This window comes from Streptomyces sp. NPDC001068 (genome assembly GCF_042897315.1).
Classification (GTDB): Bacteria; Actinomycetota; Actinomycetes; order Streptomycetales; family Streptomycetaceae; genus Streptomyces.
This window is the reverse complement of the sequence record NZ_JBIAYD010000013.1, coordinates 103,145-117,971: the sequence shown is the minus strand read 5'-3', so window position 1 is coordinate 117,971 and position 14,827 is coordinate 103,145. Positions and strand designations below refer to the sequence as shown.

9 protein-coding genes and 1 pseudogene are annotated in these 14,827 nt (G+C 73.3%); 4 read left to right on the top strand and 6 right to left on the bottom strand.

Annotated features, from left to right (window positions below; all coding sequences use genetic code 11):
- Nucleotide 1 precedes the first annotated feature (1 nt).
- A complete protein-coding gene (locus tag ACFY3I_RS33325) occupies nucleotides 2-6,817 on the bottom strand; it encodes an SDR family oxidoreductase (RefSeq protein WP_390864747.1) in 6,816 nt (2,271 codons plus the stop codon).
- A 952-nt stretch (nucleotides 6,818-7,769) separates the two neighbouring features.
- Nucleotides 7,770-8,465 carry a GntR family transcriptional regulator gene (locus ACFY3I_RS33320; protein WP_390864746.1) on the bottom strand — a complete coding sequence of 232 codons (696 nt, stop codon included), beginning with the start codon at nucleotides 8,463-8,465 and terminating at the stop codon, nucleotides 7,770-7,772.
- Between the two features lie 234 nt (nucleotides 8,466-8,699).
- On the opposite strand from ACFY3I_RS33320, the gene ACFY3I_RS33315 reads away from it, so the two are divergent.
- Nucleotides 8,700-9,578: a hypothetical protein gene (locus tag ACFY3I_RS33315; protein ID WP_390864745.1), complete on the top strand. Its 879-nt coding sequence runs from the start codon at nucleotides 8,700-8,702 to the stop codon at nucleotides 9,576-9,578.
- On the opposite strand, the gene ACFY3I_RS33310 is transcribed toward ACFY3I_RS33315, so the two are convergent.
- Nucleotides 9,572-11,524, bottom strand: coding sequence for a ricin-type beta-trefoil lectin domain protein (locus tag ACFY3I_RS33310; protein WP_390864744.1), 1,953 nt, complete (start codon nucleotides 11,522-11,524; stop codon nucleotides 9,572-9,574). The two genes, ACFY3I_RS33315 and ACFY3I_RS33310, sit on opposite strands and share 7 nt — an antisense overlap.
- Before the next feature lie 351 nt (nucleotides 11,525-11,875).
- Nucleotides 11,876-12,013: a hypothetical protein gene (locus ACFY3I_RS33305; RefSeq protein WP_390864743.1), complete on the bottom strand. Its 138-nt coding sequence runs from the start codon at nucleotides 12,011-12,013 to the stop codon at nucleotides 11,876-11,878.
- A gap of 349 nt (nucleotides 12,014-12,362) precedes the next feature.
- On the opposite strand from ACFY3I_RS33305, the gene ACFY3I_RS33300 reads away from it, so the two are divergent.
- A complete protein-coding gene (locus ACFY3I_RS33300; protein ID WP_390864742.1) occupies nucleotides 12,363-12,944 on the top strand; it encodes an immunity 21 family protein in 582 nt (193 codons plus the stop codon).
- A gap of 8 nt (nucleotides 12,945-12,952) precedes the next feature.
- Here ACFY3I_RS33300 and ACFY3I_RS33295 read toward each other — a convergent pair.
- Together ACFY3I_RS33295 and ACFY3I_RS33290 are read right to left on the bottom strand one after the other, a co-directional pair.
- Nucleotides 12,953-13,204: pseudogene (locus tag ACFY3I_RS33295) on the bottom strand (IS5/IS1182 family transposase); the annotation flags it as partial.
- 30 nt (nucleotides 13,205-13,234) lie between these two features.
- Nucleotides 13,235-13,867, bottom strand: a complete 633-nt coding sequence (locus ACFY3I_RS33290; RefSeq protein WP_390864741.1) for a hypothetical protein — start codon at nucleotides 13,865-13,867, stop codon at nucleotides 13,235-13,237.
- Nucleotides 13,868-14,263: 396 nt separating this feature from the next.
- On the opposite strand from ACFY3I_RS33290, the gene ACFY3I_RS33285 reads away from it, so the two are divergent.
- Entirely contained in the window at nucleotides 14,264-14,623 is a 360-nt protein-coding gene (locus ACFY3I_RS33285) for a hypothetical protein (protein ID WP_390864740.1), read from the top strand.
- Nucleotides 14,620-14,808, top strand: coding sequence for a hypothetical protein (locus ACFY3I_RS33280; protein ID WP_390864739.1), 189 nt, complete (start codon nucleotides 14,620-14,622; stop codon nucleotides 14,806-14,808). Before ACFY3I_RS33285 ends, ACFY3I_RS33280 begins: the two co-directional genes overlap by 4 nt.
- The last annotated feature ends 19 nt before the right edge of the window (nucleotides 14,809-14,827 follow it).

Sequence of the window (14,827 nt, the reverse complement as noted above, 5' to 3'; positions counted from 1 at the left end):
GTCACCAGCCCGACGCGGTGTAGACGACGGCCCGGACGGACTCCGCGCCCCAGGCGAGTTCGCGCAGCAGCGCGGCGACGCCCTCGTCGGGGTCGATCAGGTTCACCCCGCGCCTGGCGTACTCCCGCCCCAGTTCGGGGCTGACCATCCCGGTGTGGCCGCCGGTCGGCGCCCAGGGCCCCCAGTGCACGGTCAGTGCCCGGTTGCCGGTGCGGTCCGCCCAGTCGGCGCCGAGGCTTTCCAGGGCGTCGTTGGCGGCGGCGTAGTCGGCCTGGCCCCGGTTGCCGAGGACGGCCGAGACACTGCCGAACAGCACCGCGAATCCTGGCCCGTTGGGCAGCTCCTCCAGGGCGGCGAGCAGGGTCGCGGCGCCGGTCGTCTTCGTGCCGTGGACCCGCTGGAAGGACTCCGGTGACTTCTCGGCGATCAGCCGGTCCTCGATCACCCCGGCCGCGAAGACCACCCCGTCCAGGCGGCCGTGGTCGGCGTGGATCTCCTTGACGGCCTGGAGCGCGGCGTCCCGGTCGCGGAAGTCCACGGCGTGGTAGCGGGCCGTGCTGCCGAGCGCGGCGAGCTCGTCCAGGGTCGCGGTGATCTCTCGCTGGGCGAGGATCAGTTCGGCCTGCCGGCCGACCTCGGCGGGTCCCTGTCCGCCCCGGGCGGCGAGGGCCGCGCGGAGTTCGGCGGGAGTACCGGCGACCGCGGTGTCCGGGGCTTCGGGGCCGGTGGGGGCGGGCGTACGGCCGAGCAGTTCGACGCGGCACCGGCAGGCGGCGGCGAGCCCGGCCGCGAACTTCGCGGTGATGCCCCGGGCACCGCCGACCAGCAGCACCACGGAGTCCCGGTCGAGGCCGAGCGCGGCGGCCTCGGCGGCCCCCGCCCCGGCGGGTCCCGCACCGGTGCTGCCGAGCGGGCCCAGCGGTACCTCGGTCATTTCGAGACCCTGCCGGCCGGCGGCGGTGCGCAGGACGACGGGGGCCGGTGCGGGTGCGAGAAGTTCGGCGAGCAGGGCTTCGGCGACGGCTTCCGGTGCGGTGTCCGAGAGGTCCACGACCCGGGCGACGGTGTCCGGGTACTCCCGGGCGACGGTGCGGAACAGGCCGTGCAGCCCGGCCGCGCGGGACGCGTCCTCGCCCTCGGCGGGCCGGGCGGCCAGCAGCCAGCGCGGGCCGCGGGCCAGTGCCGCCCGCAGCACGGGGAACGCGTCCGGCAGCACGGGCGTGTCGCTGCCGGGCAGCCCGCCCAGGTAGAGGACGCCGTCCACCCTGCCGTCGGCCTCGTCGAGCCGGTGGCCGGGGCCGGCGGTCACGCACTCGGCGCCGTACCCGGAGAGCCGTTCCGCCAGCCGGTCGCCGGCACCGAGGATCACGAACCGCAGGCCGCCCAGCACCGTGGCCGGGTCGGCGGCGGGGTCCGGCTCCGGCAGTGCGACCGGGCGCATCTCGAACCGCCTGGGCGCCTCGCCGCGGGGGATCTCCTCGGGTGCGGCAGGGCGGTGTGCCGACGGTTCGGCGGTGGCCGCGGCCGGCTCCTCTTCCGCGGCCTGACCGCCGGTGCCGACGCGTGCCTTCAGCCATCCGGTGACGGCCGCGGCGGTGCGTGCCTTGGCCAGTTCCTCCAGTTCGGCGTCGTCCAGGGTCTCGGCCCCGCCCGCGACACCGAGCCGCTTCGCCAGCTCACCGGCGATCTCGGCCCGTTTGATCGAGTCGATGCTCAGGTCCGCCTCCAGGTCGAGGTCGGGCTCGATCATGTCGACGGGGTAGCCGGTGCGCTCGCTGATGATCTCCAGGACGACCCGTTCGACGTCGGTCTCCCGGGCCGCGGGCTCCGGCCCGGCGGCGGGTTCCGGCCGGGGCGCGAGGGCCTCGGCGGGCGCGAGCGCCGGGGCCGGAAGGGGCGTGAGCTGCTGCGGCGACGCGGGCGCGGCGGGCACCGCCCCCGGCGCGGCCCCGAAGTAGGTGAGCAGCACGTCACGCTGGGCGGCGATCATCTCCCGGCTGGTGCGCAGGAACTCGGAGATCAGCGCGTCCCGGTCGGCCGGGGCGTCGTGCGGCTGGTTCGTCGTCACGGTCGTCTCCACGACTCGTCGGGCCGGTGCGAGGGCACCGGGCAGGAGGTCTCCGCTGGCGGTGCGCACGAGCTGTCCGTCGACGGTCCAGCCCGGCCGCTCCGGCACCGGAGTGCGGAGCGCGTCCACGGCGTCGCGGCCGCGCAGCAGCCAGGCGGTGCGCACCGGCGCTCCGGCCACCGCGAGGCGGGCGAGTGCGTCGAGCCAGCCGCGCAGGCCGCTGTCGGCACGGGGTTCGCAGGCCACCGTGGTGTGCGGGCGGTCGCCGAGGACCTGCCCGACGAGCCGGGTGAGGACCGTGCCGGGCCCCGCCTCGACGAAGGTCCGGGCCCCGGCCTCGTACATCGCCTCGATCTGGGCGGCGAAGGCGACGGGGGACCCGATCTGGGCGGCGAGTTCGGCGCGGACGGCCTCGGGGTCCGCCGGGTAGGGAGCCGCGGTGCGGTTGGACCACACCGGGAACTCGGGCGGTCGTACGGTCGTCTCCGCGAGGACCTCCGCGAACCGCTGTCCGGCCCCGGCGACGACCGGGCTGTGGAAGGCGCAGGCCACCGGGATGCGCTTGGCGCCGAGCCCGGCCTCGCGCAACCTCCCGACGGCTTCGGTCACTTCTTCGGTGGGGCCGGAGATCACGCTCTGCCGGGGCGAGTTGTGGTTGGCGACCACGACCGAGTCCGGCACCCCCGCGGTGCGCAGCGCGCGCTCGACGTCCCCGGCGGCGCCGGACACCGCGGCCATGGTGCCGGGTTCGTCGCCCGCGGCGGCCAGAATGGCCGCGGCGCGTTCCGTGCTCAGCTCCAGGAGCGCCTCGGGGGTGAGGGCGCCGGCCGCGGCGAGGGCCACGAGTTCGCCGTAGCTGTGTCCGGCGGCCATGCCGGGGCGGACCCCGGCGGCCGTCAGCAGGGCGTGCGCGGCGAGGCCTGTGATGCCGAGGGCGGGCTGGGCGGCCCGGGTGTCGGTGAGGGCGGCCCGCCGCCGCTCGCGGGTCGCGTCGTCGAAGGCGGTGGGCGGGTAGAGGGCACCGGCGTGGGCCCTGCCGAGTCGGAGGTAGTGCTGCAGCTCGGGGAAGGCCACCAGGAGGTCGGCGAGCATGCCGGGGCGCTGGCTGCCCTGGCCGGGGAAGAGGAGGGCGACCTTGCCGTCGGCGTCGGCGTCCGCCCGTGGGCCGGCCAGGTGGAGGCCGGCGGCCGGGTCCTGCTCGCCCGCGAGGAGCCGGCGCAGCAGCCCGGTCAGTTCGTCGGGGTCACGCGCGACGACCGCGGCCCGCACCGGCTCGTGCGTGGCGTCGGCGCGGCGGGCGGCGGCCAGTGCCAGGTCACGCAGTCGCCACGATCCCGTCCCGGCGGCCCGCAGGATCTCCTCGGCGCCCCGGTGGGCGGCCTTCTCGTCCCGTCCGCGGAACACGAAGAGTTCGGCGGGCCACAGGTCCAGTCCCTGCTCGGGCGGTACGGCGCCGTCGTAGGCGCCGAGCACGACGTGGAAGTTGGTGCCGCCGAAGCCGAAGGCGCTCACCCCGGCGAGGCGCTCGGCGGCCGGGGCGGCCCAGGGCCGGGCCTCGGTGTGGAAGACGAACGGGCTGTCCTCCTCCTTCCAGGCCGGGTTGGGCCGGTCGAGGTGCACGGTGGGCGGCTTGACGCCGGTGTGCAGGGCCAGGGTGGTCTTGATCAGGCCGGCCAGTCCGGCAGCGCACTTGGTGTGCCCGATCTGGGACTTGACGGAGCCGAGGGCACAACTGCCGTTCTCCGCACCCGCCTGGGCGAACACCTCACTGAGTACGGTGAGTTCGGTGCGGTCGCCGACCACGGTCCCGGTGCCGTGCGCCTCCACCAGGCCGACCCGCGCCGGGGAGACGCCGGCGTTGCGGTAGGCGCGCAGCAGCGCGGCCCGTTGCCCTTCGGGGCGCGGCGCGGTCAGCCCCAGGGAGCGGCCGTCGCTGGAGGAACCGACTCCCTTGATCACGCCGTAGACGCGGTCGCCGTCGCGTTCGGCGTCGGCCAGCCGCTTGAGGACGAGGCAGGCCACGCCCTCGCCGAGGGCGATGCCGTCGGCGGAGCCGTCGAAGGCGCGGGATCGGCCGGTCGGCGACAGGGCGTGCACGGAGGAGAAGAGGACGTAGTCGTTGATGCCGTTGTGCAGGTCGGCGCCGCCGCACAGCACGACGTCGCTGGTACCGGCGGTGAGTTCCTTGCACGCGACGTCGACGGCGGCCAGTGAGGAGGCGCAGGCGGCGTCCACGGTGTAGTTGGAGCCGCCCAGGTCGAGGCGGTTGGCGATCCGCCCGGAGATGACGTTGGCGAGCAGGCCCGGGAAGGAGTCCTCGGTGAGCCGGGGCAGCTGGTCCTCCAGGCCGTCGGGGACCTTGCCGTAGTAGGAGGGCAGTACCGCGCGCAGGGTGGCCGCGTTGGAGAGGTCGCTGCCCGCCTCCGCGCCGAACACCACGGAGGTGCGCGAGCGGTCGAACTCGCGTCCCCGCGTGCCGTATCCGGCGTCGTCCAGGGCGCGCCGGGCGGCCTCCAGGGCGAGCAGCTGGACCGGTTCGATGTGGCCGAGGGAGGCGGGCGGGATGCCGTAGCTCAGTGGGTCGAAGGGGATGGCGGGCAGGAAGCCGCCCCACCGGGATGCGGTGTGGCCGTCGGTGTGGTGGACGTCCGGGTCCCAGCGGTCGGGCGGGACCTCGGTGACGGCGTCGTGTCCCGCGACCACGTTCGCCCAGAAGGTGGCCAGGTCGGGGGCGTCCGGGAACATGCCGGCCATGCCGACGACCGCGATGTCGAGCGGGGCGGGCGCGGGCGGCTCCGGACGCTGTTCGGGGGCCGGTCCCCGCCGGGCGAGGAAGTCGGCCGCGCCGTCGGTCACGGCGTGGTGCAGGGCGGCCACGGTGGTGGTCGCCGAGCGCAGCACGGCGACTTCCCCGGCCATGAACATGCCCTCGTTGAGCTGGCGTTGCTCGTCCACCGGCGTCAGCTCGCCGCCGTCCGCGCGGTCGACGCCCTTGCTGGCGACGCGCAGCCGGCCGACGTTGAGCCGCTCCAGTTCCTCCCACAGCTCCCGGTCCCGCACCCCGTTCGCCCGCAGTTCGGCCTCGCGCCGGTGGTAGCCGAGGGTGAACGGGCTGGGCACGCAGCGGGTGGCGTGGCCGGGCGCGGTCTCCAGGAGGGCGGTGGAGGCGGCGGCCATGACCTGGCGCTGGAAGAGGGGCCGGATGGCGCCCCGGTCCACGGCCTCCTCGGTGAAGAGGTAGGCGGTGCCCATGAGCAGGCCGACGGCCGCGCCCCGGGCGGTCAGCGGCGCGGCCAGCGCGGCGACCATCGCGGCGGAGCGTTCGTCGTGGATGCCGCCGGCGAAGAACACCTCCAGGCCCTCGACGTCCGGGAAGTCCTCCAGGACGGCGAGTTGGGCCTCCCAGAGCGGGAAGCTCGCCCGCGGTCCGACGTGCCCGCCGCACTCGGAGCCCTCGAACACGAATCTGCGGGCCCCCGCCTCCAGGAACTGCCGCAGCAGCCCGGGCGAGGGCACGTGCAGGAAGGTCCTGATCCCGGCGCTCTCCAGCGCCTGCGCCTGGGCGGGTCGGCCGCCCGCGATGATCGCGTGGCTGGGCCGCAGTTCCCGTACCGCGTCGAGCTGGGCGTTCCTGAGGTCCTCGGGGGCGAAGCCGAGGACGCCGACGCCCCAGGGCCGGCCGGCCAGCGCGGCCTTGGCCTCGGTGAGCAGTTCCCGGGTGCGGGCGCCGTCGGCGAGGGCCAGCGCGAGGAAGGGCAGCGCCCCGTCGGCGGCGACGGCGGCGGCGAAGTCGGCCCGGTCGCTGACCCGGGTCATCGGGCCCTGGGCCAGGGGCAGCCGGGTGCCGAGGGCACGGCTCATGGCTGAGGTGCCGGGCCGTAACGCGTCCGGGGCCGCGACGGCGCCCTCCCGGACGGCGGCCGTCAACTCCCTTACGGTCCGCCGCACTCCGCCCCAGCGTTCGGCGAACCGGGCGGCGAGGAAGCCGTCCTGGCCCACCGGCAGCAGTTGGGTGCGCGGGTCCTCGCCGCCCAGCAGCGCGGCGACGGCGGCCGGGTCGTCGGCGGGCGGCCGCACGGTGTCCGGGCCGCGGCGGTGCAGTATCCGGTGACCGGCCACCACGGCCGTCTCGGAACCGTCCAGCGAGCGCAGTACGGCCGCTGTCGCCTCGGGCAGCCGGGACTCGGCGAGCAGGGCGAGCTGGCTGTCCAGGACGACCCCGGCGGCGCCGCCTGCCACCGCGGCCGCCGCGGTACGCGGTCCGATGCCGCCGCAGGCCCACACCGGCAGGTCCGGCCCCGTGGCGTCGAGGAGCTGCTGGAGCAGGACGAAGGTGCTGAGGGCGCCGACCCGGCCACCGCTCTCGGAGCCCCGGGCGATCAGTCCGTGCGCTCCGGCGGCGACCGCCGCACGGGCTTCGGCCAGGCCGGTCACCTCGGCCAGCACCCGGCATTCCGGGCTGATCCGGCCGATGGCCCAGGGGGCTCCGCCGGCCAGGACCACCGTGTCGGGCACCTCGTCGAGGTCTTCGGGGGTGAGCGCGCAGCCGGGGGCGACCCGCACGCCGTAGGAGGCGGGCGCCGACCGTCTCAGCCGGGCCAGTTCCTCCCGGGTTCTTCGGTCACCACGTCCCAGGTCCAGGATTCCGAGTCCGCCTGCGGCGCGGACCGCGCCGGCCAGCCGGGCATCGGGTTCTCCGAAAGGGGTGATGCACATGATCAGGTCGACGGCACGCACAGGGGGCGTCATGATGCTCCGAATAATCGGGAGGACAGCACGGTGGGGGATGTGTGCGGCGGAGTGCTCGGGGTGAGGCCCCCGGAAAGTAGCGACTTCATTACTCGCGGGTCAATAACGGAACGGCCCTATCACGCCCGGGGGTGTTGATTCGGCCAGTCGGGGAAATTCACCGCAAGAGCCGAAAATCCGAGCAATCCATGGCGCCGAAACGGCCTCCGGGCCGGTGGAGCTCTGGCCTCACACCGTCACAAGACCGTCAAAGCGCCCAGGCCATTCACCCGGCACTCACCCCGGCGCAACACCCCGTGCGACCGCGCCGAGCTCTGTAAATTCGGGATGACTTCGGCCCGCTGGCTCGATCGTGGCACACCGGATACGCCGGATCACCGCGCCCGCGCGAAGTCTGCACCAACCCTGACCCAAGCCTGACAAAAACCTGTCGCCAAGTGTATTACTTCACATGAAACACACGACGGGGAAAATCCTTGTAAACCCTTGAAGTAAAGCGGCCGGAGAGGCTTGGCGCGCCGACCGCCCATTGACTTGTATTCAGTGATTTCGGCCGTCCACCCGGGTACTCGCGCGGCCTTCGGATCTCCCGACGGGCGCCCACCCGTACGGTGCCGGATCCGGCTCCGCGCGTCCGGCGCCACGGGTCCGGCGCCGCACGTCCGGCGCGGATGACGGGAACCCCGGGGCGACAGGGTGCGCGCGGCGACGCGTGCCACGCGGGCCGTTCCGCGGTCCCGGGCGGGTGCGCCTCGACAGCCGCGGCACCTCGCGGGGCTGCCTGGGCCGCCCGGACCGGCCGGCACGAGGAACACCCTCCGCCCCGCGACGCACCGCGTCCGGCGCCGTGCGCCGTGCGCCGACCCACCGGGGACTGGCCAACCGGTGGACTTGGCGGGCCGGGGACTTGGCGGGCCGGGGACTTGGCCCGCCGGGGACTTCGGGAGAGTCCTCAGTCGGTCGTCCGGCCCTGATCGTCGGCCAGCGCGGCCGCGGTCAGGGTGAGGTGCCGGACCAGTACCGCGGCCGCGGTGTCGGCGTCGCGGGCCAGCGCCGCCTCCTCCAGCCTGCGGTGCTCCTCGGCACCGTCGCGGTCGGGGTCGCGGTGCGCCGACCAGCGGCGGGCCAGCTCACTCGCGGTCCACAACCGGTCGAAGGTCTCCAGCAGCGCGCGGTTACCGCACCCTTCCAGCAGCGTGCGGTGGAATACCCGGTGCGCCTCCGCCCAGGCACCGGTGTAGTACTCGCCGCCCTCTGGCCCGTACGCCGGAGTCCGGACCAGGCGGTGGTGGGCGGCTCGTACGCGGGACTCCCAGTCCACGTCGCCGCGTTCGACGGACATGCGCAGCATGGCCGGTTCGATGGTCCGGCGGGCTTCCGCGATCTCCTGCCAGCGCTGGTCGGAGAAGGACGGGACCGCGAATCCACGGTTGGGCAGCCGGTCGGCGAGCCCCTCGCCGACGAGCCGCACGAGCGCCTCGCGCGTCACGGCCAGGCTCACTCCCCGCTCACCGGCGAGGTCCTGTGGCTTGAGGGCGTCGCCCGGGGCGTGGTCCCCGCGCATGATCGCGTTCTTCAGATGGGCGTAGACCTGCTCGGAGAGCATCTGCTTCCCGGAGAGGGCGGGGTTGCGAGGTGTACCGGCCATGGCGTCAGCATAGATGATCCGTCGAATAATCGATTATTGATGGTACCGTCGATTCATCGGCCTGGGCTGCGAGGACGCGTCAGGACGGCGCCGTCGTGCCGTTCCCGTGTCCGCCGCGGTCTGCCCCGGCACACGGACCCGATGCCGGTCGCGCCCTCGGACGCGCGGTGCCGACCGCCGCTGCCGGGACGCCCGCCCGACAGCGCCCCGCGAACCTCAGGAGAGACCACCGCGATGCATCTCGACGAGCTTCCCCACACCGCCCGCCCCGACGACGGCCCCATGGACCTCGACGCGGTCCGCGAAGTCAGTGACGCCATCAGCGCCGCCCACCTGTTCGTCTATCTCGTCCCCGAAACCGCCCGAGCGGCGGCCGAGTTCGGCGTGACCGACCGCGGGCGGGCGTATCTGGCCTTCCGGTCGGCCGCGATGGGGGCGGTTCCGTGGCAGGTCACGCTCGCGGCCTTCTACAACTTCAGCCCGCGGGCGGTGCGGGCGGCGGCGGACGTGTGGGACGCGGCGTCGCCCGAGCGGTGGCAGAGCGCCCGCTTCCTGGCCGCCGGACGGGCGATGCGGCGCGTCGGCGTACGCCTCTCGGACGGCCGCCTCACCGAAGCGCGCTCGCTGATCGACCCGGTCGTCGCCGGTGCCGACTACGCCGGCAAGGTGCTGGCCGCCGCGAACGCCTCGGTGGCGCTTCCGTCCGATCCGCACGTCGCGCTGTGGCAGCAGATCACGGTGGCGCGCGAGTGGCGCGGTGACGCCCATCTGGTCGTGCTCGCCGACAACGGCCTGGGACCGTGCGACTGTCTCGTTCTGCACACGGCGACGGGCCGTCTCCCGACGGCTCTCGCGCGGGCGACCCGCCGCTGGGACGACGGGGAGTGGGCCGCGGCGACGGCACGCCTCGTCGCGCGCGGCTGGCTCGACCCGGACGCCGTGATCACCGATGCCGGCAGTGCGGCACGCGAGCGCGTCGAGCGGGAGACGGACGAGCACTGTGCCGCGCTGTGGGCGCCGATCGGCGCCACGGGTGCCCGCCGCCTCGCCTCGCTCACCGCGCCGATCACCGACGCGTTCACCGCGGCCGGAACGTTCGATGCCCTTTACTGAAAGGCCCCTTGGGATGGCGTGCCCCGGCGGTCCATACACGTGCCGAGCAGGCTTCCCACCCCGCTCACGGCGCCCGACGCCCTCGCCGGTACGGACGCGAGGACGTCGCCCGCCGTCGTGGTGAGCGTGGCGAGGGCTCCGGTCGCCGGCCGCGGACCGGACGGGACGGCAGGGGCGGAGCCGCCGTGGACGCCGACCTGCGCGACCCTCGTGGCGTAGGGCTCCCGCGGAGTCGCCGGCACCGGCGGTGGCGCCCCCTGGTCCGGCGGGGACGCGGGCCCACTCCGCTCCCCCGGCTTCCCGCCCTTCGCGGTCTTCCCGTCCCGCCCGTCCCCCTCGTCCTTCCGGTCCTTCTCCGGCCCGGGTGGCACGGAGCGTGCGGTCCCCGGCGCCACCGGTTCACCCGCGCCGCCCGGTGCCAGCTCCCAACGTTGCTGAAACGATCCGTCACGCGGGGCGACGACCACCTTCGCCCCGTCCACGGCCAGCCCGAGGTCCTTGTCCCAGCGCAGCAGGAGCTCACCGCGCACCGTCAGGTCGTACGACACCTCGCCCGCGTGGACCAGGCAGCCGGAGACCACGACCGTGCGCACACCCGGGTCGGCGGTGAGGCACAGGCCGGGGTCGGGGACGCTGCGCAGCATGCCGTCGTCCTGGTACGACCACTGCTGCGAGCCGGTGTCCGCACACGTGCCGAGCCGCAGGGCGGCTCCCTCCCGCACCCGGCCGCCGCGCACGTCCAGACAGAGCCCTGAGTCCAGGCTGCGCAGTCTGCCGTGGGCGATCTCGACGGGCTCGCCCGCGGAGGCCGGCGACGGGGAGGTGCCGGCGGACGGCTTCCGGTGGGGGCCGGTCCCGGTGGCGTCCGTGCCGGGGGCACCCCATGTGGTGGTACCGGGGTGCGGCGTGCCGCCGCCCTCGGACCAGCCCTTGGCCACGAGCACGGTGGCGAGCAGCGCGAGGGAGACCAGTCCCGCGCCGGCCAGCAGGGCCGTTCGCCTGCCGCCCCCTGGCACCGTTAGCCTGCCGCCCCCGGGTACCGTCCGGTGCCGGCCGCCGCCGGACGCGGCCGCGGATGCCGGTCCGGGCCCGGGTCCGGGTTTGGCCGGCCGGACCTCGACGGCTGCGTGACCCGGCCGGGCGTCGAGGTAGCGGCGGGCGCCCCAGCCGAGCACGGTCTCGGCGAGCAGCACCTCCAGGCCGCCGTCGAAATGGCTGAGCTGTTCGGCGGCGTGCCGGCAGAACCGGCACGCCGTCAGGTGCCGTTGCACATCGGGGAGCAGAGAGCCACCGCGACGCAGGGGGACGTCCAGGAGCCGGTTGTAGAAACGGCATTCCTTCGAGGGCGCGAGTTCCCGGTGAGCGCGCACCAGACCGACCCGGAATTGTTCACGGGCCTGATCGAGAGCGGTTGTCGCGGTAGCGGTGTCGACACCCAACAGACCAGCTGGTATGTATATGGGTTCGGCTTCGACCTCGGTGTGCCAGAGGAGGCATTGCGAAGCCGCGGGAAGTCCCTGGAAAGCGCGTTCCGAGAGTTGCCGTCTTTCCGGCGTGCCGGGCCTCGCGGCGCTGAGTCCACGGCCGCCGGTGGTTTTGCGCAGTTCCGGTTCGACCACGGAAATGGCTTCGTCGGCGGCCCAGGCGCGGACCGTCTCCCGTACCGCCACGAGGAGTTGTGGACGCAGGGCGCCGTTGACCGGCCTGCCGAGCACCCGCTCGAAGGCGGCGCTCGCGACCTGCTGCGCGACGGGGGCGGCGGAGGCGAGGCAGACGACCGCGTAGTCACAGGTGGCGCGCCAGTGCCGGGCGAGCAGCAGGGCGACGGCGTGGTGCCGGGCGGCGGGGGTTCCGGTGAGCTGCGCGACGAGATCGCGGTCGGACTCCCCCGGCCTCGAGCCGGGTCGGGGCGGATAGGGCGGGCGTGGGGGGTAGGGGGATTGCACTGAACCATTTCCTTCCGAGCCGCAGGACGGCATGCGAAATGGCACCCTGACGGAATGCAGTGCCTGATTGGTGCATACCTTTTGGAGCCCATAAGGACCGGACTGACGGCCATGCCGGTCTCTGGGCCCTCCCGCGCGGAGGCTCACCTTCGCACACGGCCCTGACGGGAAACAAGGAGGTGAGGTGACCCGAGTTCAAGGTTGGGTGAATTCCGATAAGTTACCGGCGGTATCCACGACTGGATCGGATTCGACGGGCGCGGGGCTTCAACTTGTGCGCGCCATGGACCCGACGACACACAAAATCTTCAACTCCCGTCGGCCGCGGTTCCCCAGCGTATCCGGCGGCGTTCAACAGCCGTGCCCCGCGTTCGTCCCGGATGAGGCGGGGAGATCCAGCTGACCGCGGCGCTCCGGGAACCGGCCGTGGGCGTCGGCGGGAGTGGAGTAGTTGGCGACCACCACGCCTTCGGGCGACTGGTCGTCCACGACCAGAACCCAGGTGATCCCACGTTCGTCGTCAGCGCAATCGGCGGCCTCCTGCTGCCGGACGAGCCGACGCCGGGCCGACCGGCGCCACGCACGAGGATCGCGATGGCGACCAATTTCCTTAATGCGCCGCAGAGTTGGGCTGCTCGCTTGGCCGTCTTGCCTTCGTACGCCCGGCAGGCGAGCCTGTCCAGTCCGATCTCCCAGAGTTCGCGGCGGCAGCCAACACATGTCGGCCATTCGTATCCCGTGACCCCTGATTGCGGTAGGCGACGCCGGTCTGTTCCCTGTGCTGGGTGCCAGCGAAGGGCGCGCGGGCGTTGTCAGTGGGCGAGGGCACACTGACGGCATGAGCGCCTCTTCGCCCACCGCAACCGACGCGTCCCACAACTCTCCTGTCTGGGTGGAGTCGATGGGCGGACCTTTGATCGTCATCCCCGTCTCCGCTCTGGCTGCATGGCGCGGATGCACGGAGACCGGGGTCATGGCGGGAGACGCCACCGCTGTAGACGACTACGACCGGGCCTGTGCGGTGGACGATCCGGCCGGTGTGATCACCGTTGGCGAGAACGGTGCGCGGGCACTGGTGCTGGCGGACGAGCCGGCCACCAGCTGCTACCTGCCCGAGCACCGCGCCTTCCTGCGGTGGCTTGCCGCCGACTCCGAGACTGGGCTGAGGGCCGCAGCAGAGGCTGTCCTCGCGGACCCCGCCACCGCGTGGGAGGAGTGCGGCACATGGGTGTCGGATGGTCCGGCCGTGCTCATGGACTCCACCGAAGCGGGCTCCGAACTGTGCATCGAGTATCCCGGCGGCGGGATGCCCGACCAGGCGCCTGTCCCGCTGCCCGCCGGCCACTGGAGGGTCCGGGCCAGCCACACCAAGGCGGACGAGGAAAACCGGGTCGGCCTGGTCCAGCTCCTGCCCACCTAATCGTGAACGGGCAGTTGCAGTTCCCCGCCCGGAGCACGCCGGTGCGGGATGACCAGCCCGGTGCCGGGGCAGCCGCCAGCAGCGATGGTGATGGCCCGGCCGGCCGACGGCGACGACGACCAAGGTACTTTCCGCGTCCAGCACGATCTGGCGCTTGGTGGAGTAACGGTAGTTCTTGGGCTGTTGGGCAATGGTGCGTCGCGGGTGGGCACCAAGGCGCCGTCCACGATCGGAACCGTGACCTTGCGGAAGCGCCGGCGCCGGTGGTGGGACGTTGGGCCCTCGGCGTGTCAGGGGCAGGTCTCGTCGAATTTCACCGCGTCGAGGGTGACAGGCTGCCCGGTGAGCATCGCGCCTGCGGCCGGCTGCTGACTGCACACCTGCCAGTTGGACTCGACGAGGATGAACCGAGAGTTGCCGGAGGCGTCGTTGGTGGTGATCGACGTACTGGAGTCGAGGGCGTCGCGGGCGGCCTTCACGGACTTGCCCTTGAGGTTCGGCATGCCCCCGCCGACTGCTGACGGCGCGGACTGGTCCTTGGCGGGGCAGGTTTCGTCGACCTTGACCGCCCCGAAGTCCAGCTCCGCGTCAACAGGCCCACTGGTCCCGGCCTTGACGTTCTGGGAGCAGACTTTCCAGTCACGGTCGAGGATCTGCATCCGGTCACGGCCGAGTGCGTCGTGGGACTTGAGGACGTAGAACCCGGCGGCTTGGGCTTTGTCTTGTGCGGATTGGAGGCCCATGCCGGTGAAGGCGGGGACGGTGGCGGTCTTCGGCTTGCTGTCGCTCTTGCCCGTGCTGCTGCTCGCGGTCACTGTCGCACTGCTGCCGTTGCCGCCGTTGGTGTCAGTAGGTTGGCAGGCGCTGACGCCGGCGAGTGCGAGCAGGGCAAGTGTGGCGTATGCGGCTGGTCTGCGGCTCATGGCCCCCCTTGGATGGTTCGTGTAGGGGGTGAGCGTAGGGGCCGGATTGCGTTGTTGTGCGGCTTGTGACGGGGTTGTGACCGGATCGCGGTAAGCGAAAGCCACCGACGGGACGAGGACTTCGGCGGGTTGCGAGTCGGAGCCGGTCGGGCTGGACGCCGACGGCGATGCCGACACCGCCACGAGAATTGGGGCACTCGTCTTCGGCTCAGCTCCTGACCTCGTCGAGACGTCGAAGCGCGTCGCCCCCGGCTGGTGCTCCATACGCCCTGGTATCCGCCCACCTAGTGGCCTGTCGCATTCGAGCCGATTTGGATTCGAGCGGCCACGGGTGGCTGACCACCTCTGCCACGGCAGCACCTGGACGGGTGGTCAACCACCTGTCAGACTTCCCCCATGGCCAACCGACACAAGGAGAAACTGCGGGGCATCCGAGGCATAGACGACGCCCTCTGGGCCGACCTCGACCATGCCGCTCAAGGCGCGGGCAGCGACCGCAGCAAAGTCACAAAGCAATTGTGGGAGTGGTTCGTCGGCCGCCCCGGAGCCGAACTGCCGAAGCGCCCGCGGCCGGTGAGGAGGCCGGCGATGGACTGTGAACGCTGCCACGGCACGGGCCTCGACCCGCACGCCTACATCGTGCAACGCGGCGCCGACGGCGTCCTCCAGGCCCAGATCGCCGCGCCGTGCCCCGACTGCCAGCCGGACGACGACCCGGGCGTCGGCTCGGCGAGCGGCGAGGAGACCACCCGATGAGCGGCTACGTCACGACCGACAGCAGCGACCGTTTCCACTCCGCCGAGGACTGCCCGGCATTCCGAGCCGGCCGGGCCGGGAACATGGCTCAGGGCATCGAGCCGCGACCGATCGTGCGGCTCACAGCCGACGAGGCGCGGCGGGCGCGGCAGACGGCGTGCCCGGAGTGCTGCCCCACCGCGTGACGAGGGCCCCGACCGCATC